20 protein-coding genes are annotated in these 20,410 nt (G+C 64.4%); 18 read left to right on the top strand and 2 right to left on the bottom strand.

Annotated features, from left to right (window positions below):
* The first annotated feature begins 394 nt into the window (after positions 1 to 394).
* The 3 genes from ppsA (at position 395) to GCT19_RS02850 (ending at position 4,464) form a co-directional block, all read left to right on the top strand.
* On the top strand, positions 395 to 2,797 hold the full coding sequence (gene ppsA, locus GCT19_RS02860) for a phosphoenolpyruvate synthase (protein ID WP_013089689.1): 2,403 nt from the start codon (positions 395 to 397) through the stop codon (positions 2,795 to 2,797).
* Positions 2,798 to 2,913: 116 nt separating this feature from the next.
* Positions 2,914 to 3,369, top strand: coding sequence for an NfeD family protein (locus GCT19_RS02855; protein WP_018435531.1), 456 nt, complete (start codon positions 2,914 to 2,916; stop codon positions 3,367 to 3,369).
* Positions 3,370 to 3,516: 147 nt separating this feature from the next.
* A complete protein-coding gene (locus tag GCT19_RS02850) occupies positions 3,517 to 4,464 on the top strand; it encodes an SPFH domain-containing protein (RefSeq protein ID WP_018435532.1) in 948 nt (315 codons plus the stop codon).
* A gap of 100 nt (positions 4,465 to 4,564) precedes the next feature.
* On the opposite strand, the gene smpB is transcribed toward GCT19_RS02850, so the two are convergent.
* The gene (gene smpB / locus GCT19_RS02845) at positions 4,565 to 5,011 is read right to left on the bottom strand and encodes an SsrA-binding protein SmpB (RefSeq protein ID WP_013089686.1); all 447 of its coding nucleotides are present in this window, start codon (positions 5,009 to 5,011) and stop codon (positions 4,565 to 4,567) included.
* Positions 5,012 to 5,111: 100 nt separating this feature from the next.
* Between smpB and GCT19_RS02840 the strand changes: the two genes are divergently transcribed.
* Together GCT19_RS02840 and GCT19_RS02835 are read left to right on the top strand one after the other, a co-directional pair.
* Positions 5,112 to 5,549 (top strand): type II toxin-antitoxin system RatA family toxin, encoded by a 438-nt coding sequence (locus GCT19_RS02840; RefSeq protein ID WP_013089685.1) that lies wholly within the window; start codon positions 5,112 to 5,114, stop codon positions 5,547 to 5,549.
* The gene (locus GCT19_RS02835) at positions 5,546 to 5,878 is read left to right on the top strand and encodes an RnfH family protein (RefSeq protein WP_152850973.1); all 333 of its coding nucleotides are present in this window, start codon (positions 5,546 to 5,548) and stop codon (positions 5,876 to 5,878) included. The genes GCT19_RS02840 and GCT19_RS02835 overlap by 4 nt, the downstream gene beginning before the upstream one ends.
* Before the next feature lie 65 nt (positions 5,879 to 5,943).
* On the opposite strand, the gene GCT19_RS02830 is transcribed toward GCT19_RS02835, so the two are convergent.
* Entirely contained in the window at positions 5,944 to 6,930 is a 987-nt protein-coding gene (locus GCT19_RS02830) for a DMT family transporter (protein ID WP_152850972.1), read from the bottom strand.
* A gap of 295 nt (positions 6,931 to 7,225) precedes the next feature.
* Between GCT19_RS02830 and guaB the strand changes: the two genes are divergently transcribed.
* The 13 genes from guaB to uraD all read left to right on the top strand — a co-directional run bounded on the left by guaB (position 7,226) and on the right by uraD (position 20,352).
* The gene (guaB, locus tag GCT19_RS02825) at positions 7,226 to 8,686 is read left to right on the top strand and encodes an IMP dehydrogenase (protein WP_152850971.1); all 1,461 of its coding nucleotides are present in this window, start codon (positions 7,226 to 7,228) and stop codon (positions 8,684 to 8,686) included.
* 6 nt (positions 8,687 to 8,692) lie between these two features.
* Entirely contained in the window at positions 8,693 to 9,436 is a 744-nt protein-coding gene (locus GCT19_RS02820; protein ID WP_152850970.1) for a hypothetical protein, read from the top strand.
* A 203-nt stretch (positions 9,437 to 9,639) separates the two neighbouring features.
* On the top strand, positions 9,640 to 11,223 hold the full coding sequence (gene guaA / locus GCT19_RS02815; protein WP_013089680.1) for a glutamine-hydrolyzing GMP synthase: 1,584 nt from the start codon (positions 9,640 to 9,642) through the stop codon (positions 11,221 to 11,223).
* Between the two features lie 186 nt (positions 11,224 to 11,409).
* On the top strand, positions 11,410 to 11,613 hold the full coding sequence (locus GCT19_RS02810; RefSeq protein ID WP_152850969.1) for a LysR substrate-binding domain-containing protein: 204 nt from the start codon (positions 11,410 to 11,412) through the stop codon (positions 11,611 to 11,613).
* 118 nt (positions 11,614 to 11,731) lie between these two features.
* Positions 11,732 to 12,325, top strand: coding sequence for a 2'-5' RNA ligase family protein (locus GCT19_RS02805; protein WP_018435538.1), 594 nt, complete (start codon positions 11,732 to 11,734; stop codon positions 12,323 to 12,325).
* A gap of 519 nt (positions 12,326 to 12,844) precedes the next feature.
* Positions 12,845 to 13,246: a DnaJ family domain-containing protein gene (locus GCT19_RS02795; protein ID WP_018435540.1), complete on the top strand. Its 402-nt coding sequence runs from the start codon at positions 12,845 to 12,847 to the stop codon at positions 13,244 to 13,246.
* The gene (tadA, locus tag GCT19_RS02790; RefSeq protein ID WP_408582367.1) at positions 13,243 to 13,992 is read left to right on the top strand and encodes a tRNA adenosine(34) deaminase TadA; all 750 of its coding nucleotides are present in this window, start codon (positions 13,243 to 13,245) and stop codon (positions 13,990 to 13,992) included. The genes GCT19_RS02795 and tadA overlap by 4 nt, the downstream gene beginning before the upstream one ends.
* 26 nt (positions 13,993 to 14,018) lie before the next feature.
* A complete protein-coding gene (ldcA, locus tag GCT19_RS02785; protein WP_018435542.1) occupies positions 14,019 to 14,945 on the top strand; it encodes a muramoyltetrapeptide carboxypeptidase in 927 nt (308 codons plus the stop codon).
* A 319-nt stretch (positions 14,946 to 15,264) separates the two neighbouring features.
* Positions 15,265 to 15,978 (top strand): GntR family transcriptional regulator, encoded by a 714-nt coding sequence (locus GCT19_RS02780; protein ID WP_152850968.1) that lies wholly within the window; start codon positions 15,265 to 15,267, stop codon positions 15,976 to 15,978.
* Positions 15,979 to 16,340: 362 nt separating this feature from the next.
* On the top strand, positions 16,341 to 17,822 hold the full coding sequence (locus tag GCT19_RS02775) for an NCS1 family nucleobase:cation symporter-1 (protein WP_018435544.1): 1,482 nt from the start codon (positions 16,341 to 16,343) through the stop codon (positions 17,820 to 17,822).
* A 56-nt stretch (positions 17,823 to 17,878) separates the two neighbouring features.
* Positions 17,879 to 18,661: an aspartate/glutamate racemase family protein gene (locus tag GCT19_RS02770; protein ID WP_018435545.1), complete on the top strand. Its 783-nt coding sequence runs from the start codon at positions 17,879 to 17,881 to the stop codon at positions 18,659 to 18,661.
* 222 nt (positions 18,662 to 18,883) lie between these two features.
* Positions 18,884 to 19,834, top strand: coding sequence for an allantoinase PuuE (puuE, locus tag GCT19_RS02765; RefSeq protein WP_018435546.1), 951 nt, complete (start codon positions 18,884 to 18,886; stop codon positions 19,832 to 19,834).
* Positions 19,831 to 20,352: a 2-oxo-4-hydroxy-4-carboxy-5-ureidoimidazoline decarboxylase gene (gene uraD, locus GCT19_RS02760; protein ID WP_018435547.1), complete on the top strand. Its 522-nt coding sequence runs from the start codon at positions 19,831 to 19,833 to the stop codon at positions 20,350 to 20,352. The genes puuE and uraD overlap by 4 nt, the downstream gene beginning before the upstream one ends.
* Positions 20,353 to 20,410: the final 58 nt, after the last annotated feature.

Genomic DNA, 20,410 nt, shown 5'->3' with positions numbered 1-20,410 from the left:
AGCGGCGCGGCCGGCCTCGCAAAAGCCCGCTGGCTGGGCCGGGGCGCGATTCGAGACGCAATTCTCGACCGACTGCCACATTTGGGGAGTCGGCACGGTAGAATAGCGGCAACCTGTTGGATAAGCAATTGCAGGCGATTGGCCGCTAAATTACTGCGAACGGTCGTTCAACCTCACGTCATCTGGCGTCAATATGCGTTGAACGCAAGAGATCGAGCGGTAAGTGCGCCAATTGGCGTTCTTCGCCGCCGTCTCCATGCCAAACGCATCTCCGCCTTAACGGCGATTGCTTATCTAACAGGTTGTGCAAGACACGGGGTCGAGCTTCCAATGGGCTGCCCGTGTTCAAGCCCACTTGCACAGTCGTGAATTTCTTTCACACTTAGGGGCTTGTATGACTAACGCAGTTTCCGTCGCAAAGGACAAGGCGTATGTAGTTCCGTTCGAGCAGTTGCGGATGACCGACGTGGAAATCGTCGGCGGCAAGAACGCGTCGCTGGGCGAGATGATCAGCCAGCTCGCGGAAGCCGGTGTGCGCGTGCCGACCGGTTTCGCGACCACCGCGCTCGCATTCCGTGACTTCCTGCAGCACAACAATCTGACCGAACGCATCGCCAAACGTCTCGAGACGCTCGACGTCGACGACGTGAAGGCGCTCGCCGAAGCGGGCAAGGAGATCCGTCAATGGATCGTCGACGCGCCGCTGCAGCCGCAGCTCGAGGCTGACATTCGCGCAGGGTTCGACACGCTGCAAAAGAGCTCGCCCGAAGAGCTGTCGTTTGCCGTGCGTTCGTCCGCGACCGCGGAAGACCTGCCCGACGCATCGTTCGCCGGTCAGCAGGAAAGCTATCTGAACGTGGTCGGCATCGACGACGTGCTCGATCGCATGAAGCACGTGTTCGCGTCGCTGTACAACGACCGCGCTATCTCCTATCGCGTCCACAAGGGCTTCACGCATGCTGAAGTCGCGTTGTCGGCGGGCGTGCAGCGCATGGTGCGCTCGGACGTCGGCGCCGCGGGCGTGATGTTCACGCTGGATACCGAATCGGGCTTCAAGGACGCCGTCTTCATCACGTCGAGCTATGGCCTCGGCGAAACCGTCGTGCAGGGCGCGGTGAATCCGGACGAGTTCTACGTCTTCAAGACCACGCTCGCGCAGGGCAAGTACCCGATCATCCGCCGCTCGATCGGCTCGAAGCTGATCAAGATGGAGTTCACGAAGCCGGGCGAGCCGGGCCGCGTGAAGACCGTCGACGTCGCGCACGAGCAGCGCAACCGCTTCTCGATCACCGACGAAGACGTGATCGAACTCGCGAAGTACGCGGTCATCATCGAGAAGCACTACCAGCGTCCGATGGACATCGAGTGGGGCAAGGACGGCCGCGACGGCAAGATCTTCATCCTGCAGGCGCGCCCGGAAACGGTGAAGAGCCAGGGCGGCGGCAAGGCCGAGCAGCGCTTCAAGCTGAAGGGCCAGTCGAACGTGCTGGCCACCGGCCGCGCGATCGGTCAGAAGATCGGCGCGGGTCCGGTGCGCGTGATTCACGATCCGTCGGAGATGGACCGTGTGCAGCCGGGCGACGTGCTCGTCGCCGACATGACCGACCCGAACTGGGAGCCGGTCATGAAGCGTGCGTCGGCGATCGTCACGAACCGCGGCGGGCGCACCTGCCACGCGGCGATCATCGCGCGTGAGCTGGGCGTGCCGGCGGTGGTCGGCTGCGGCGACGCGACCGACGTACTGAAGGACGGCGCGCTCGTCACGGTGTCGTGCGCGGAAGGCGACGAAGGCAAGATCTACGACGGCCTGCTCGAAACCGAAGTCACCGAAGTGCAGCGCGGCGAACTGCCGCCGATTCCGGTGAAGATCATGATGAACGTCGGCAATCCGCAGCTCGCGTTCGACTTCTCGCAACTGCCGAACGCAGGTGTGGGTCTCGCGCGTCTCGAGTTCATCATCAACAACAACATCGGTGTGCACCCGAAGGCGATCCTCGAGTACCCGAACGTCGATCAGGACCTGAAGAAGGCGGTCGAAAGCGTTGCGCGCGGTCACGCGTCGCCGCGCGCGTTCTACGTCGACAAGCTGACCGAAGGTATCGCGACGATCGCGGCGGCGTTCTATCCGAAGCCCGTCATCGTGCGTATGTCGGACTTCAAGTCGAACGAGTACAAGAAGCTGATCGGCGGTTCGCGCTACGAGCCGGACGAGGAAAACCCGATGCTCGGCTTCCGCGGCGCGTCGCGCTATATCGCGGAAGACTTCGCCGAAGCGTTCCAGATGGAATGTGTCGCGCTGAAGAAGGTGCGTGAAGAGATGGGCCTCGACAACGTCGAGATCATGGTGCCGTTCGTGCGTACGCTGAAGCAGGCGGAGCGGGTGGTCGGGCTGCTCGCGAAGTTCGGCCTGAAGCGCGGCGAGAAGGGCCTGCGCCTGATCATGATGTGCGAAGTGCCGTCGAACGCGATCCTCGCCGAAGAGTTCCTGCAGTACTTCGACGGTTTCTCGATCGGCTCGAACGACCTGACGCAGCTCACGCTCGGCCTCGACCGCGACTCCGGCATGGAACTGCTCGCCGTCGATTTCGACGAGCGCGATCCGGCGGTCAAGTTCATGTTGAAGCGCGCAATCGAAACCTGTCTGCGTCTGGACAAGTACGTCGGTATCTGCGGCCAGGGGCCGTCGGATCACCCGGACTTCGCGCAATGGCTGACGGACGAAGGCATCAAGTCGATTTCGCTGAACCCCGACACGATCATCGATACGTGGCAGCAGCTGGCAAAGGCAAAGGCGTAACTCGCGAGGTATCGAATGCCGCTTCGCAGGCGGCATTCAGCACGCGTTAATGGCACGTCGCTTCGTGCTATAAACACCCCGGTAGATCCGGGGTGTTTTGCTTTGTGGAGGTCGACGTGGCGCCTGGTGGACTGTTCTGGTGGATCGGGGCGGGTGTGCTTGTCGTGCTGGAACTGATGAGCGGCACCTTCTATCTGTTGATGATCGCGTTCGGCTTCGTCGCGGCCGCGCTTGCGCGCATTGCCGGCGCCGGGCCCGATCTGCAGTTCGTGGTGGCGGCGCTGGTCGCGCTTGCGGCGGTCGTGGTGCTCAGACGCTCGCGCTTTGCCCGTCGCAGGCGCGAGCAGGCGTCGCGCAATCCCGATGTCAATCTGGACATCGGGCAGACGCTGAACGTGCCGGCCTGGCAGGGGCGCAAAGCGCGTGCGACCTATCGTGGCGCGGCTTGGGATGTCGAGCTGGCCGCGGGCGAACCCGAAGACGCGCAGGTCTACGAGATCAGGGAGCTGCGCGGCAGTTGTCTCGTCGTCGTCGCGAGCCGGCAGCCGAAGGCGCGCGCGAGCACGACCTGACGATCCGAACCCGCATGTTGGGTGCGGTGTTCGCCATACGCGCTCATCGATATCCCTTCACAAAGCGAAGCACCAGAGCCTAATCTGAACACGCAGGCCCGACCAACCTGCGCATAACAATTCGAAGCAGAATCGGAGGGTAGCGATATGGATTCAACCATCGTCGGGGCAGTGCTGCTGATCGTCGTGATCGTGCTCGCGTCGCAGACCATCAAGATCGTGCCGCAACAGCATGCGTGGGTGCTCGAGCGCCTCGGCCGTTATCACGCGACGCTGACGCCGGGTCTGAGCTTCGCGTTCCCGTTCGTCGACCGGGTCGCGTACAAGCATGTGCTGAAGGAAATTCCTCTCGAGGTGCCGAGTCAGGTCTGTATCACACGCGACAACACGCAGCTGCAGGTCGACGGCGTGCTGTATTTCCAGGTCACCGATCCGATGAAGGCATCGTACGGATCGAGCAACTTCGTGTTCGCGATCACGCAGTTGTCGCAGACCACGCTGCGCTCGGTCATCGGCAAGCTGGAGCTCGACCGGACCTTCGAGGAGCGCGATTTCATCAATCACAGCATCGTGTCCGCACTCGACGAGGCGGCCGCGAACTGGGGCGTAAAAGTGCTGCGCTACGAGATCAAGGACCTGACGCCACCGAAGGAAATCCTTCACGCGATGCAAGCGCAGATTACCGCCGAGCGCGAGAAGCGCGCGCTGATCGCGGCCTCGGAAGGGCGCAAGCAGGAGCAGATCAATATCGCGTCGGGCGGCCGCGAGGCGGCGATCCAGACGTCCGAAGGCGAGCGGCAGGCGGCGATCAACCAGGCGCAGGGCCAGGCCGCGGCGATTCTGGCGGTGGCCGAGGCGAACGCGCAGGCGATCCAGAAGATCGCCGCGGCGATCCAACTGAACGGCGGCATGGACGCAGTGAATCTGAAGGTCGCCGAACAGTACGTGAACGCGTTTTCGAATCTCGCGAAGCAGGGCACGACGCTGATCGTGCCGGGAGACATGTCGAACATGAGTTCGATGATCGCGTCGGCGCTGACGATCGTGAACAAGGGCAGGGCGGCAGCGGAGCCACCGCGAAGCGACCTGCGCTGACGAACCAGGCAATCAGCGCGCAATGAGCGCGTGACAAAAAGCAAATGGCCCGCACATCGATGTGCGGGCCATTTTTGCATGAGTGGGAAAGGAAACGCGCTTACGTCGGCGAGCGCATCAGTCGCGCCTTCTCGCGTTCCCAGTCGCGCTTCTTCTCGGTCTCGCGCTTGTCGTGCATTTTCTTGCCCTTCGCGAGACCGATCTCGCATTTGACGCGACCGTTTTTGTAGTGAAAATTCAGCGGCACGAGCGTGTAGCCGCGCTGCTCGACCTTGCCGATCAGCTTGCTGATTTCCTCGCTATGCAGCAGCAGCTTGCGCGTGCGCACCGGGTCCGGATGGATGTGCGTCGACGCTTCGGGCAGCGGGCTGATGTGCGTGCCGATCAGGAACAGCTCGCCATTGCGGATCACCACGTAGCCTTCCTTGATCTGGCCGCGCCCCGCGCGCAACGCCTTGACCTCCCATCCTTCGAGCACGAGGCCTGCCTCATAGCGTTCCTCGACCGAATAGTCGTAGAAGGCTTTTCTGTTGTCGATGATGCTCATGAATGGAAAGTGCCCAACTCGTTTAAAATTACGATTTTAGCAAAGCGGGACAAGGAAAGCCCGCCGCGCTCGTCCACCCTTGCCGCGCGCTGTTCAATTTATGGCAGATGTCCAGAAAACCGTGTTGATTCGCCATTCGGCGGAACAGATGTTCGACCTCGTCACCGACGTCGACGATTACCCCAACTTCCTGCCATGGTGCGGCGGCATCGAAATTCGTCACCGGGACGACACCAGCATGGAGGCGCGGATCGATATCAACTTCAAGGGCATCAAGCAGCATTTCGCCACGCGCAACTCGATGGAGCGCCCCACGCGCATCGATATGGAATTCGCCGACGGTCCGTTTCGCAAGTTCACCGGTTTCTGGCGCTTCACGCCGCTGCGGGCGGACGCGTGCAAGATCGAATTCGCGCTGCACTACGAGTTCACCAGCATCCTGCTCGAGAAGATCATCGGGCCGGTGTTCAATCACATCGCCAATACCTTCGTCGAATCTTTCGTGAAGCGCGCCAATCAGCGCTATGGTCAGGCATGAGCGCGCGGCTAACGGTTGAGGTCTGCTATGCGCTCGGCGGCGAGCAGGCATTGATCGCGCTCGAGTTGCCCGCGGGCGCGACGCTGCAGCAGGCGATCGACGCCAGCGGGATTCTGCAGCGTTTTCCATCGATCGATCTGAACACGCAAAAGGTCGGCGTGTTCGGCAAGCTCAAGCCGCTCGATACGGTGCTGGCCGACCATGATCGGGTCGAGATTAACCGGCCTTTATTGGTCGATCCGAAGGTGTCGCGCCAACGCCGCGTCGAAAAGACGCGCAAGGCGGGGTCGATCGAGGGGCGGCGCTGGTTGAACAAGGATTCGCGCTAGGCGGCGCGAGCTGGTGTGGCGGTGAACTTTTTCGGCCGCCGCCCGTGTCACATCATCACGTCACCTCAAGGCGCCGCTGTTTGCGCCTTTTCGTCCATGCCCTCGATGCGCGCCGCACCCGACGAATCGTCGTCCGAATGCCGGCGCACCGACCACCAGACCCCCGCCACCAGCAGCAGGATCGCCGCGAGTTCGAGCGGGCGCGGCAGGCGCTCGTCGTAAATGAACGCGTAAAGCAGCGCGAACAGCGTCTCGAATACGATCATCTGGCCGGACAGCGTCAGCGGCAGCCGTTTTGCCGCGGCATTCCACAGGCCGTTGCCGAGCCAGGACGCACCGATCGCGAGCACCACGTTGAGCAGCCAGAACGTGTGCCAGCGCGCGTCGGCCAGCTCGCCCTGCGGGCCGCCGGACGGCAGCGCGGCGACCACTAGCCACAACGCGCCGCCGAGCGCGCCCGTCACGACGCCCCACAGCACCGACCACTCGTTGCCGCTGAAATGCGTCTGACGCTGCAGATAGCGGGCATTTTCGACCGCGAACCAGGTCCAGCAAAGGAGCGCGCCCACCGCGCAGGCCACGCCGAGCAGGCGCGTCGCGATGCTCGCCGGCGCCGCGCCGGCCACCGTAAACACGTCGATATTGATGCAGACGATGCCCGCCATCACGGTCGCGAGCGGCCATGCGAGGCGCGCGAGGGGCACGGCGCCGTGATCGCGCCGGCCCATCAGCGTGACCGTGACCGGCAGCACGCCGACGATCAGGGAAGCCGGCGCGATCCCGATCAGGTGCACGGCGGCCGTCAGCAGCAGGTAATAGACGATGTTGCCGGCCAGCGCGAGCTTGACGAGCGCGACCAGGTCCTCGCGGCTCAGCCGTTTGGCGAGCGAGCGCGCGATCGGCAGCGCCGCGGCGAGCGACACGACGCCGTACATCGAATAGCGGCCGGCGACGAGCAGCAGAGGGGAGAAGTCAGGCAGCACGCGCGGCACCAGAAACACCATGCCCCACAAGGCTCCGGCCATGACCCCATATATGACACCGCGCTGCATCGACTGCCCCTGCTGGATAAACTGGAATGGGCGGCAGAATAGCGGTTGTGCGTGCGCGGCGTCTTGTTCGATCCTGCATTCGCGTCGCTCGATCGCCGATGGCCGCCGGCCTGGGTCCCGCGTTTGCCTGCGAACGCGCAAACGAAACCCGATCGAACCCCACGCGAAAAGCCAAGCGAAATCGGCGCGTGCCGGAGCGGTAAAAAATCGTCTGAAATTCGCTAAGCTGCTGTTCGCGCAGTGAAAACCGGGGTGGTATCGCGTATAATTCGCTTTTGCGCCTATAGGATTTGCCATGCGTCTGATCCAAACAGCACTCACGTTCGATGACGTGCTCCTCGTCCCGGCCTTCTCCGATGTTCTGCCGCGCGACACCAGCCTCAAGACCCGGCTGACCCGCGACATCTCCCTCAACATGCCGCTCGTGTCCGCCGCGATGGACACGGTCACCGAAGCACGTCTGGCAATCGCCATGGCGCAAATGGGCGGCGTCGGCATCATCCACAAGAACCTCACGCCGGCCGAGCAGGCGCGTGAAGTCGCGAAGGTCAAGCGTTTCGAGTCAGGCGTCGTGCGCGATCCGATCACCGTGCCGCCGCAAATGAAAGTGCGCGACGTGATCGCGCTGTCGCGCCAGCATGGCATTTCGGGCTTCCCGGTCGTCGAGGGTGCGCAGCTCGTCGGTATCGTGACTAACCGCGACCTGCGCTTCGAAGAGCGTCTGGACGAGCCGGTGCGCAACATCATGACGCCGCGCGAGCGCCTCGTCACCGTCAAGGAAGGCACGCCGCTCGCCGAAGCGAAGGCGCTGATGCACAGCCACCGCCTCGAGCGCGTGCTGGTCGTCAACGACTCGTTCGAGCTGCGCGGCCTGATGACCGTCAAGGACATCACCAAGCAGACCGAGCACCCGGACGCGTGCAAGGACGAGCACGGCAAGCTGCGCGCGGGTGCGGCGGTCGGCGTCGGCGCGGACAACGAAGAGCGCGTCGAGCTGCTCGTGCAGGCCGGCGTCGACGTGATCGTCGTCGATACCGCGCATGGCCACAGCAAGGGCGTGCTGGAGCGCGTGAAGTGGGTCAAGCAGAACTTCCCGCACGTCGAGGTGATCGGCGGCAACATCGCGACGGCCGCGGCTGCCAAGGCGCTCGTCGAATACGGCGCGGACGGCGTCAAGGTCGGTATCGGCCCGGGCTCGATCTGCACGACGCGAATCGTCGCCGGCGTCGGCGTGCCGCAGGTCACCGCGATCTCCAACGTGTCCGAAGCGCTGAACGGCACCGGCGTGCCGGTCATCGCCGACGGCGGCGTGCGCTTCTCGGGCGACGTCAGCAAGGCGCTCGCGGCCGGTGCGAGCGCGGTCATGATGGGCAGCATGTTCGCCGGTACCGAAGAGTCGCCGGGCGAAGTGTTCCTGTACCAGGGCCGCCAGTACAAGTCGTACCGCGGCATGGGCTCGGTCGGCGCGATGAAGGACGGCGCGGCGGACCGCTACTTCCAGGACAACTCGGCGAACATCGACAAGCTGGTGCCGGAAGGCATCGAAGGTCGCGTCGCGTACAAGGGGTCGGTCAACGCGATCCTGTTCCAGCTGATCGGCGGCGTGCGCGCGAGCATGGGCTACTGCGGTTGCCGCACCATCGCCGAAATGAACGAGAAGGCCGAGTTCGTGCAGATCACCGGCGCGGGCCTGCGCGAGTCGCACGTGCATGACGTGCAAATCACGAAGGAAGCGCCCAACTACCACGTGGACTAAACGCCCATGAAGCCACTGCTGCGCGTTGTACTGATCCTCGATGCGTTGGTGCTGCTGGCGTTCGGCCTGCTGTTCGTGCTGACGCCGTGGACCTCGATGTACGACGCGCTGCAACTGGTGCCAACGGAGCCGGTGCTGGTCGGCCAGGCGTTCGGCGTTGCACTGATCGGGCTCGCGTGGCTCGCGGTGCATGCGTCGTTCGACGGAGCGCTGACCTCAACGGTCGCGAAGGTGGTCGGGCATGTGCACTGGCTGATCGGCGTGCTGATGCTGGTCTGGCTGCTGGGGCTGCATACGCCGTCGCTGACCGGCTTCGGGCAGATGGTGGCGGTGCTGGCCGGTGTCGCGCTGGTGGTGATCGGGCTCGGCGGCGTGCGACTGTCGGGTGTGGTGCGGCGGCGCGAGAAGGGGGGCGTGGTCAAGTCCTCATCGAGCAAGGCCGACAGCCGGGCTGACAAGCGTGTCGCGAAAGAAGCCGAACAGGATGCCGCACAGAAGCGTGAACTCGAACGCGACAACGCGCGCGAGCCACGTGTGTCAACGGGCTTTCCGATTTATCAGGCCGAGCCGGTGCCAGAGCCCGTCGTGCCGGTCACGCGGCCGGTCAATCCGGCTGGCGCGGCTTCCGTCGCCACTACCGCGCCGCTTCATCCGGCCGCAAGCGAGCCCGGCTCGAGCGAGTCCGAACGCACCGCGCGCGACACCCGCAACGACGCGCCCGGCGCACCGCGCCCGCCGTTTCATGGCTGAACCGCCGCGCGCCAGGCCGTTTGCCGAAGCTACCGGGTTTCGTTCGCGCGCATCGCTGGCGGCGAGTTTCGCCGTTGGTCGCGCCTTTGTGCTTCACCGTAATGTTTGCTGTCGCGCCGTCGCCGCGTTGACCGCTTTGAATTCATCGCCGCGCCTCGTGCGCGGCATTCCGTATCCGCTCACTTCTGATTCCGTCCGCTGCCATGCATGACAAGATCCTGATTCTCGACTTCGGTTCGCAAGTCACCCAACTGATTGCACGTCGCGTTCGCGAAGCCAACGTGTATTCTGAAATCCATCCGTACGACGTCGACGCGTCGTTTATCCGCGACTTCGCGCCGAAGGGCGTGATTCTGTCGGGCGGCCCGAGCTCGGTCACCGAGGAAGACACGCCGCGCGTGCCGCAAGCCGTGTTCGAACTCGGCGTGCCGGTGCTCGGCATCTGCTACGGCATGCAGGCGATGGCCCAGCAGCTGGGCGGCAAGGTCGACATCGGCCATCTGCGCGAATTCGGCTACGCCGAAGTGCGCGCGCGCAATCATACGAGCCTGCTCGAAGGCATCAGCGACTTCACCACGTCCGAAGGCCACGGCATGCTGAAGGTGTGGATGAGCCACGGCGACAAGGTGCTGGAAATGCCGCCCGGCTTCGCGCTGATGGCATCGACGGAGTCGTGCCCGATCGCCGCGATGGCCGACGAACAGCGCCGCTTCTACGGCCTGCAATGGCATCCGGAAGTCACCCACACGGTGCAGGGCCGCGCGATGCTCGAGCGCTTCGTGTTGCAGATCTGCGGTGCGAAGGCAGATTGGGAAATGGGCCACTACATCGACGAGGCCGTCGCGAAGATTCGCGAGCAGGTCGGTAACGAGCACGTCATTCTGGGCTTGTCGGGCGGCGTGGATTCGTCGGTGGCAGCGGCGCTGCTGCATCGCGCGATCGGCGATCAGCTGACCTGCGTGTTCGTCGATCACGGCCTTTTGCGCCTGAACGAAGCCGAGCAGGTGATGGCGCTGTTCGCCGATCACCTTGGCGTGAAGGTGATTCATGTCGACGCGAGCGAAGCCTTCCTCGGCAAGCTCGCCGGCGTGACCGATCCGGAAGCGAAGCGCAAGATCATCGGCGCGGAGTTCGTCGAAGTGTTCCAGGCCGAGGCCGGCAAGCTGACCGACGCGAAGTGGCTGGCACAAGGCACGATCTATCCGGACGTCATCGAATCGGCGGGCAAGGGCAAGAAGGCCGCGCAAACCATCAAGAGCCACCACAACGTCGGTGGTCTGCCGGAGACGCTGAACCTGAAGCTGCTCGAGCCGCTGCGCGAGCTGTTCAAGGATGAAGTGCGCGAGCTTGGCGTGAAGCTCGGTCTGCCGCACTCGATGGTGTATCGCCATCCGTTCCCGGGCCCGGGTCTGGGCGTGCGGATTCTGGGCGAAGTGAAGCGCGATTTCGCGGACCTGCTGCGCCGCGCGGACGCGATTTTCATCGAGACGCTGCGCAACACGATCGATAAGGAAACCGGCAAGTCGTGGTACGACCTGACGAGCCAGGCATTCGCAGTGTTTCTGCCGGTGAAGAGCGTCGGCGTGATGGGCGACGGGCGCACCTACGAGTACGTCGTCGCGCTGCGCGCGGTGCAGACGCTCGACTTCATGACCGCGCATTGGGCGCATCTGCCGCACGAACTGCTCGGGCATGTGTCGAACCGGATCATCAATGAAGTGCGCGGGATCAACCGGGTCGTCTATGACATCTCGGGGAAGCCGCCTGCGACAATCGAGTGGGAGTGATTGGGCGTCTCGACCGTGCCTGCACGACATAGCAACGCCACACATCAAAGCCCGCGTTTTCGCGGGCTTTTTTGTTTTGGGCCGCTGGATTCGCAGGGTTTGAACGGCGTCGCAATTGACGCGGGCATGTCAGACCAGATCGAGCCGCGCCCCCATCTCGACGACACGATTCGGCGGTAACCCCAAGTGGGCGGTCTTGGCATCGCGATTTTTCCGGGCATTCCGCTCGCGTCGTTTCCGCACCGCGATTTGATCGCGCGCCGGCTCGAAGCGCCGCTCGTTACGCGCGACGTGAATCTGATCCGACGCGCCGAGCACTCGCTGTCGCCCGCCGCCGAGTCCTTCATCGAGCTTTGGTACAAGCGCATCGGCAAGCCGTCCGGCCTGTAGCACTGTAGTTGCGCATGGCCTGTGTTACTGTATGAATATACAGTAACATCGCTGCAGTGGGCCGCTTGTGCGGCGTTGTGCGGATCGGCAGAAAAATTTAGCGAGGGAACGAGGCGCAATGCCTGAACAACTGTGGTTGCCCGGGCTAGAGGCGCCGCCTCCGCCCACCGACGGGCTCTTTTTCGCGGTTTATCCGGATGCCAATACCGCGGCCGGCATGGCGAAGTTTGCGCAGCAGCTTTGCGCAGACACACGCGAGCGCAGCGGCGTGCGCGGCAAAGCGATCGCGGCGAACCATTTGCATGTGACGCTGAGGCATCTTGGCAATTTCGCGGGCGGCTTGCCTGCCGACGTGGTCGAGGCGGCGAAACGGGCGGCCGTCGCCGTCAGCATGGCGCCGTTTACGGTCGAATTCGACGCGGTCGCCAGCTTCGCGAAAAGGCCGCGGCTCGGGCCGGCGGTGCTGGTCGGCGAGCACGGTGTGCGCGGACTGCAGGCGCTTCACGATGCGCTCGAAGCGAGCTTGCGCGAAGACGGCATCGAGCCCGATGCACGTTTTACGCCGCACGTGACGCTGGCGTACGGGATGCCGTGGATCGAGCGCCGTCCGGCCGAACCAGCGTGCTGGAATGTGCGCGAGTTTGCGCTGATGCACAGCCTGCTGGGACGAACCAAGCATATCGTCCTCGCGCGGTGGCCGTTGGTGGGGTAAAGCCGAGGGGCGGGGGAGCGCGTCGGCCACGGCGGTGTCGAGTTCTCGGCCGTCTCGCGACGCAACGGTTAGAACCGCACGCTCGTTCCGCAGCCTGCGGCGTAGGCGCCACCGGTTGTCGCGGCGCCAGCGCAAAAGACGCCGCAGCCGGAAAGCAGCACGGCCGCGGTAATCGCCGCCAGCGCGAGACCTACGCCGATGCGCCCGCATCTGTGCGGGCACACTTGCACCGGCTGCGCGGCGCAGATAGGACGAGGACACACGACGGGAAAAGTACTGGGACGGCCGATCGGCTTGAATGGCATTGCGGCATCGATTTGATGACAGGAAAACCCCGGCGTGCCGCGCCAGTCAAGCGCCGCGCGCGTCGTACGGCTCGATGACTTACTCTAAGTCGACGCTGAAGCACCGTCAAACGCCGAATAGCCGGCAAATCGGCGCTTTTATGCCGTCGAGGGAGCACTGAACGCCCGTGCGCTCCCTGATAGAATGCTCGGGCCGCAACGTAGTGGATTGCAGATGAAATTGCTTGATGCGCTTGTCGAACAGCGTATTGCCGCCGCCGCCGCGCGCGGAGAGTTCGACGACTTGCCGGGTACTGGCGCGCCGCTGGCCCTCGATGACGATGCGTTGGTGCCGCAAGAGGTGCGCGTCGCCAACCGGATTCTGAAAAACGCGGGCTTCGTGCCGCCCGCTCTCGAGCAGCTTCGCGCGTTGCGCGACCTGCAAACGGAGCTGAATGCCGTGAGCGATCAGGCGACCCGTTGCCGTCTCCAGGCGCGCATGCTCGCGCTCGATATGGCGCTCGAATCGCTGCGCGGCGGCCCGATGGTCCTGCCGCGCGAATATTGCCGCCGCATCGCCGAACGTCTGTCGGAACGCGCGGGTAATGTCGATGTGGCCGGAGCGGGTTCACAGTGAACGAGCCGCTCGCGTGTACCGCCTCGATCGGCTCTTCGGCCCAAACCGAGGACAGCGAGAAATCCGTCGACGCCAGCATCGGCACGGTCTCCGCGCCCAGGGCTGATCACCCTGTGGCCGGTCCCGCCGTCCCCCCCGGAAATTCCGAAGCCCCCATCATCTCCGAACGCGACTTGCGCTTCATGGCGCTCGCTCAGGCCGCCGCCGAAGAAGCGCGCGCAGCCGGCGAAGTACCGGTCGGCGCGGCGCTCGTGCGCGGCGACGAAGTCATCGCCACGGGCTTCAATCATCCGATCGGCGCGCACGATCCGTCCGCGCACGCCGAAATGGTCGCGCTGCGCGCCGCCGCGCAGTCGCTCGAAAACTATCGTTTGCCGGGTTGCGAGCTCTATGTGACGCTCGAGCCTTGCCTGATGTGCGCCGGCGCGATCATGCACGCGCGCATCGCACGTGTCGTGTTCGGCGCGCGCGATCCGAAAACCGGCGCGTGCGGCAGCGTGGTCGATGCGTTCGCGAATCCTCAGCTGAACCATCACACGACGGTCAGCGGCGGCGTCCTCGAAGCCGAATGCGGTGCCGCGCTCAGGTCGTTTTTTGCCGAGCGGCGTCGCGCGAGCCGCGCAGCGCGCGCGGCGGCTCGCGGTGAAGCGACCGAAGCGGTTGAAGTGGCCGAAGGGTCCGCTGGCACCGCCACCGACCCCGCCACCCCGCCCACCAGCGAACCGCCCCCGACCACGCCGCTCTAAAACAACAAACGCCAACGGGTCTCGCCATGACCGCTCATCGCACCATCGAACTGATTGCGCCATCCGGCTATCCGCATGATCCGGAGGTGCTGCATCGCGCGTTGCATCGGCTGCGGGCGCAGGGGCACCGTGTCGACGGCGAGGAGGCCGCGAAGCGCCGCTACCAGCGCTTCGCCGGCACCGACGGCGAGCGCGCGGCCGATCTGAACCGGCTAGCCGATCCTTCGCGCGAGTTGCCCGATGTCGTGCTGGCCGTGCGCGGCGGTTACGGCGCGGTGCGAATCCTGCACGGTCTCGACTACGAAGGGCTGCAGCGGCGGCTCGCCGATCAGCCGATCGCGCTGGTCGGTCACAGCGACTTCACCGCGATCCAACTGGCGCTGCTCGCGCGCGCCGGCCTGAAGACCTTCGGCGGCCCGATGCTGATGAGCGATTTCGGCGCCGAGGAGCTCAGCGAATTCACGATGCGGCATTTCTGGTCGGCATTGACGCAGCCGACCATTACCGTCGCGAGCAACACGCCGCAAGCGCAGAACGTCGACGTAACGGGCACGTTGTGGGGCGGCAATCTGGCGGTCGTGGCGTCGCTGATCGGCACGCCGTACATGCCGCCGGTGCAGGGCGGCATCCTGTTCGTCGAAGACGTCAACGAGCAGCCGTTCCGTATCGAGCGGATGATCTATCAGCTGCATCTGGCCGGCATCCTCGCGCAGCAGCAGGCGCTCGTGCTGGGCGACTTCACGGGCGGCAAGCCCTACGACTACGACAACGGCTACGACCTGCAGGCGATGGTCGAGCAAGTGCGCTCGCTGATCGGCATTCCGGTCGTGACGGGGCTGCAGTTCGGGCACGTCCACAACATGGTGACGCTGCCGGTCGGCGCTAATGCGCATCTGGTCGCCAATGCGCATGGCTTCAGGCTGACGGCGTCGGGCTATCCGAGCCTTGGCTGAAGCCGGTTGGGTTGGGCAGAGGCGGGCGCAACGCCCGCTTTTTTTTCGCATTGGCATCGCAACTAACTGTCAGCATCATCCGCTCGCCACCTCCCACACCATTCGCCAATGGCTTCAGTTTTTGTTGACAAAAACTGAGCCGCCAACAACCGGCTTCACCCCGCCAAAACGGGGTAAGATTCCCGCCAGACAGCCATGCAGCTTGACTTTCACGCTTCCCCTGACGCAACGCGGCACAAAAACTGTCAAAGATCGACGCAAAAATTGTTGACAATATTTGTGTCCGTCCTATGATGACCAACATACCGAGACGCCAATCATGTCCGACACCGAAGCAGTCGCGAACAGTTCGAAGCCCGAAGCAATCGCCGAGCGCATCCGCGCCGCGATCCTGGAGCATCGGCTGGCACCCGGCGCGAAACTCACCGAAGCGCAGCTATGCGAAGTATTCCGTGTGAAGCGCGGCCCGATCCGTCAGGCGCTGTCGCAGCTGGCGGGTGAGCGCCTCGTCGATCTCGAGCCGAACCGTGGCGCGTTCGTCGCGAGTCCGTCGTTGCAGGAGGTGCACGAGGTGTTCGAAATGCGCCGCATCATCGAGCTGGCCGTCGTCGAAAAGATCTGTAGCGGACACGGCATGCGGCGCCTGAAGAACATCGGCGGCATGATCAGCCGGGAACGCAAGGCATTCGAAACGCGGGATTTTCCGGCATGGATCCGCTTGTCGGGCGAGTTTCATACGGAGCTCGCGAACCTGACCGGCAACTCAGTGTTGTGCGATTGCCTGAACGGGCTGGTCGCGCGTTCCACGCTGATTTCCGCGTTGTACGAGTCGCTCGGACGCAGCCCGTGCTCGTTCGAGGACCACGAAGCGATTCTCGCCGCGCTCGACGCCGGCGATGCGAAGCAGGCGGCCGCGCTGATGTCGCGCCATCTGCAAAGCGTCGAGTTGAAGATGCTGGAGCGCCCCGCGCGCGGGGCGGCGGATCTGCATGAAGTATTCGGCGCGCTCGCGCCGAAAGAAACATCCACGTAAAGAGCCGAAGCCGACTCCCAGGCTGAGGCAGATAGCAGGCAAGCGCCCGCTGGCGGTGCGCGCCGCACTGAATTGAGCTGAACCGATAAATGCACGGCAGGGCGGCCTCGCGTGAGCGCCGCCGGCCTGAACACGCACGTCCGTCGCGAGACGACGGACCTCAGGGTAGCGACGCATCGCCGGAAATCCGCGGCGGCTGGCGATGCGACAACCACAAGTACGTCAGTACGGAGACACGCGCGGCACGGTCCGGGACCACGACGCCGACTTCTGCGACCCACAGGGCAAGAAGCGAGCAACTGGCATGGCCGATGCAATGTCCGTCGATGCGCTTTCGACGGCCCCAATCCAAAGGAGGAATCATGGCTCAGTTCAGTGCAGCGCCAGGCAGTCACCCCATCTCCAACTACCCGGAAGGCACGGCTCAAACCGATCCGTCGATGCCGGCCGGCTACAGCGAGCGGCTCTACAACGCGGACCTCGCGCCGCTGCGCGCGCAGAACTGGACCGCGTACAACATCTTCGCGTTCTGGATGTCGGATGTGCACAGCGTGGGTGGCTACGTATTCGCGGGGAGTCTCTTCGCGCTCGGCCTGACGAGCTGGCAGGTGCTGGTCGCGTTGCTCGTCGGCATCACGCTCGTGAACGTGCTGTGCAACCTGATCGCGAAGCCGAGCCAGTTGAACGGCGTGCCGTACCCGGTCGCGTGCCGGGCGACCTTCGGCGTGCTCGGCGCGAATGTTCCCGCGGTGATCCGCGGCCTGATCGCGGTCGCGTGGTATGGCATCCAGACCTATCTCGCGTCGAGCGCACTCGTGATCGTCGTGCTGAAGTTCGTGCCGCAACTGCTGCCGTATGCGGACGTGCATCGGCATGGCCTGTTCGGTCTGTCGACGCTCGGCTGGGCCGGCTTCATGCTGCTGTGGGTACTGCAGGCGCTGGTGTTCTGGCACGGCATGGAGACCATCAAGAAGTTCATCGACTTCGCCGGGCCGGCCGTCTATGTCGTGATGTTCATTCTCGCCGGCTACATGGTGTATCGCGCGGGTTGGCGCAACATCGGCATCAACCTCGGCGGTGTCAAATATCACGGCATGGAAGTGGTGCCGGTGATGATCACGGCGATCTCGCTGGTGGTGTCGTACTTCTCCGGACCGATGCTGAATTTCGGCGACTTCTCGCGCTACGGCAAGAGCTTTCGCAGCGTCAAGCGCGGCAACTTCTGGGGCCTGCCGGTCAACTTCCTGGCGTTCTCGCTGGTGACGGTGATCACGACCGCGGCTACGCTGCCGGTGTTCGGCGAGCTGATCACGGACCCGGTCGAGACGGTGGGCCGCATCGACTATCCGATGGCGGTGATTCTCGGCGCGCTGACCTTCACGATCGCGACGATCGGCATCAACATCGTCGCGAACTTCGTGTCGCCAGCCTTCGACTTCTCGAACGTCGCGCCGCGTCTGATCAGCTGGCGCGCGGGCGGCATGCTCGCGGCGGTCGCGTCGGTATTCATCACGCCGTGGAACCTGTTCAACAATCCCGCCGTGATCCACTACACGCTCGACGTGCTCGGCAGCTTCATCGGACCTTTGTACGGTGTTCTGATCGTCGATTTCTACCTGGTCAAGCGTCAGAAGATCGTGCTCGACGATCTGTACACGGTCGCGCCGAACGGCTCGTACTGGTATCGCAACGGCGTCAACTATCGTGCGGTGGCCGCGTTGCTGCCGGCCGCGCTGATCGCGGTGATCTGCGTGATGGTGCCGGGCCTCGACGGCCTCGCGAATTTCTCGTGGTTCATCGGCGCGGGACTCGGCGCATTGTTTTACCGGATGCTCGCACGCTGAGCTTCATCGAGCGTCAAGTTTTCGCCGCTGCAATAACGAGTCGAACAGGAGTCGCCATGCGTATCAAACTGATCAATCCGAACACGACGCGCCGCATGACCGAGGCGATGGGGCGCTGCGCGCGCGAGGTCGCCGCGCCCGGCACCGAAGTGATCGCCGTCAATCCGACGATGGGCCCGCCGTCGATCGAAGGCTATTACGACGAAGCGCTCGCCACACCGGGTCTGCTTGCCGAAGTCGCGGCCGGGGAGCGGGAAGGCTGCGACGGCTATGTGATCGCGTGCTTCGGCGACCCCGGTCTCTATGCGGCGCGCGAGTTGGCGCGCGGTCCGGTGATCGGCATCGCCGAGGCGGCGATGCACGCGGCGAGCGTGCTCGCGCCGGGCTTTTCGGTCGTGACGACGCTCGCGCGCACCTGCGGCATGGCCTGGCATCTGGCCGAGCGCTACGGTATGAAGCGCTTCTGCCGCAACGTGCGTGCGACCGACGTCGCCGTGCTCGATCTCGACAAGCCGGGCTCGGCGGCGCGCCGCATCATCCTCGACGAATGCCGGCGTGCGCTCGACGAGGACGGCTCGGACGCGATCGTGCTCGGTTGCGCGGGCATGGCCGAGCTGTGCGCGGAGATCGAGGACGCGCTCGGCGCACCGGTGATCGAAGGCGTGACGGCGGCCGTCAAATGGACCGAGGCGCTGGTGGCGCTGCGTCTCGCGACGGCCAAGCGCGGCGACTACGCACGGCCGCTCGCGAAGCGCTACGACGGCGCGCTCGCCTCGTTCAGCCCTGGTCCGCTGCGGGTAAACGCCGAGTCGGCGGACGCGCACATACACTCGCTGTAACACGCACTATCTGCCCGGCCGTATGGGCTCACCAGGGTGTTTTCGCTACACTGGGTCAACTCGGTGCGGCGGCTTCGGCCGCCGCTGAAGCCGCCAGACGAGCGCTTGCGAAGGCCGATCCCGCCGTCGCTGCGAGGCGTTTAGAGCCCGAGCTTCATGCCCGAGCTTCATGCGCGAGCTTCACGCGAACTCCTGGTCCCGTCACTACGCATCCGTCAAACCATGCCACTCGACCCGAACTACCCACGCGATCTGATCGGCTACGGCCGCCACCCGGTGCACGCGAACTGGCCGGGGCGCGCGCGCGTCGCGGTGCAATTCGTCCTCAACTACGAAGAGGGCGGCGAAAACTGCGTGCTGCACGGCGATCCAGGCTCCGAGCAGTTCCTGTCGGAGATCGTCGGCGCGGCGGCGTATCCGGCGCGACACATGAGCATGGAGTCGATCTACGAATACGGTTCGCGCGCGGGCGTGTGGCGCATCCTGCGCGAATTCGAGAGACGTGACCTCGCGCTGACGGTGTTCGGCGTCGGCATGGCGATCGAGCGGAATCCGGAAGTCGCGCGGGCGTTCGTCGAACTCGGGCACGAGATCGCGTGCCACGGCTATCGCTGGATTCACTATCAGGACATGTCGCCGGAAAAGGAAGCGGAGCACATGCGCCTCGGCATGGAGGCGATCGAGCGCGTGACCGGCGTGCGGCCGCTTGGCTGGTACACCGGCCGCGACAGTCCGAACACCCATCGGCTGGTCGCCGAATACGGCGGCTTCCTGTACGACTCCGATTACTACGGCGACGACCTGCCGTTCTGGATGGACGTCGAGGTGGCGGGCGGCAAGAGCGTGCCGCAACTGATCGTGCCGTACACGCTCGACACCAACGACATGCGCTTCGCGACGCCGCAAGGCTTCAACACCGCGGACCACTTCTTCACCTACCTGCGCGACGCGTTCGACGTGCTGTACGAAGAGGGCGACGAAGTGCCGAAGATGCTGTCGATCGGCATGCACTGCCGGCTGCTCGGACGGCCGGGGCGTTTCCGCGCGCTGCAGCGCTTTCTCGATCACATCGAACAGCACGATCGCGTATGGGTATCGCGGCGCGTCGATATCGCGCGGCACTGGCACGAGACTCATCCTTACCAACAGGACAACCGCGAGGCTGCGGCATGAAGGCGATGCAATACACCCTGGACCAACTCAACAGCCTCTCGACCGACGCGTTCGTTGCGACGCTGTCGGGCATCTTCGAGCACTCGCCGTGGGTCGCGGAGATGGCGGCGCGACAGCGGCCGTTCGCGAGCATCGAAGAGTTGCATCAGAGCATGTCGCAGATCGTCGAAACCTCGGGCGAGGACAAGCAGCTCGCGCTGATCAACGCACACCCGGAGCTGGCCGGCAAGGCCGCGGTGCGTGGCGAGCTGACCGCCGAATCGACGCGCGAGCAAAGCGGCGCCGGCCTCGCGCAATGCACGCAGGAAGAGTTCGACAAGCTGCATGCGCTCAATCACGCGTATCGCGAGAAGTTCGGTTTTCCGTTCATTCTCGCGGTGCGCGGCTACGACCGCCACGGCATCATCGCGAACTTCGAAGCGCGCGTGAACAATAGCCGCGCCGACGAAATGCGCGCGAGTCTCGATCAGATCTATCGCATTGCACGTTTCCGGCTCGACGACCTGATCGGCGCGTGACACGCATCTCGTCACGCAGCGAGCCGGCAACGTTTTTTCCGCACCAATCGATATCAAG

The organism is Paraburkholderia atlantica (genome assembly GCF_009362785.1).
GTDB lineage: Bacteria > Pseudomonadota > Gammaproteobacteria > Burkholderiales > Burkholderiaceae > Paraburkholderia > Paraburkholderia atlantica.
This window is presented reverse-complemented; position numbering and strand designations above follow the sequence as displayed.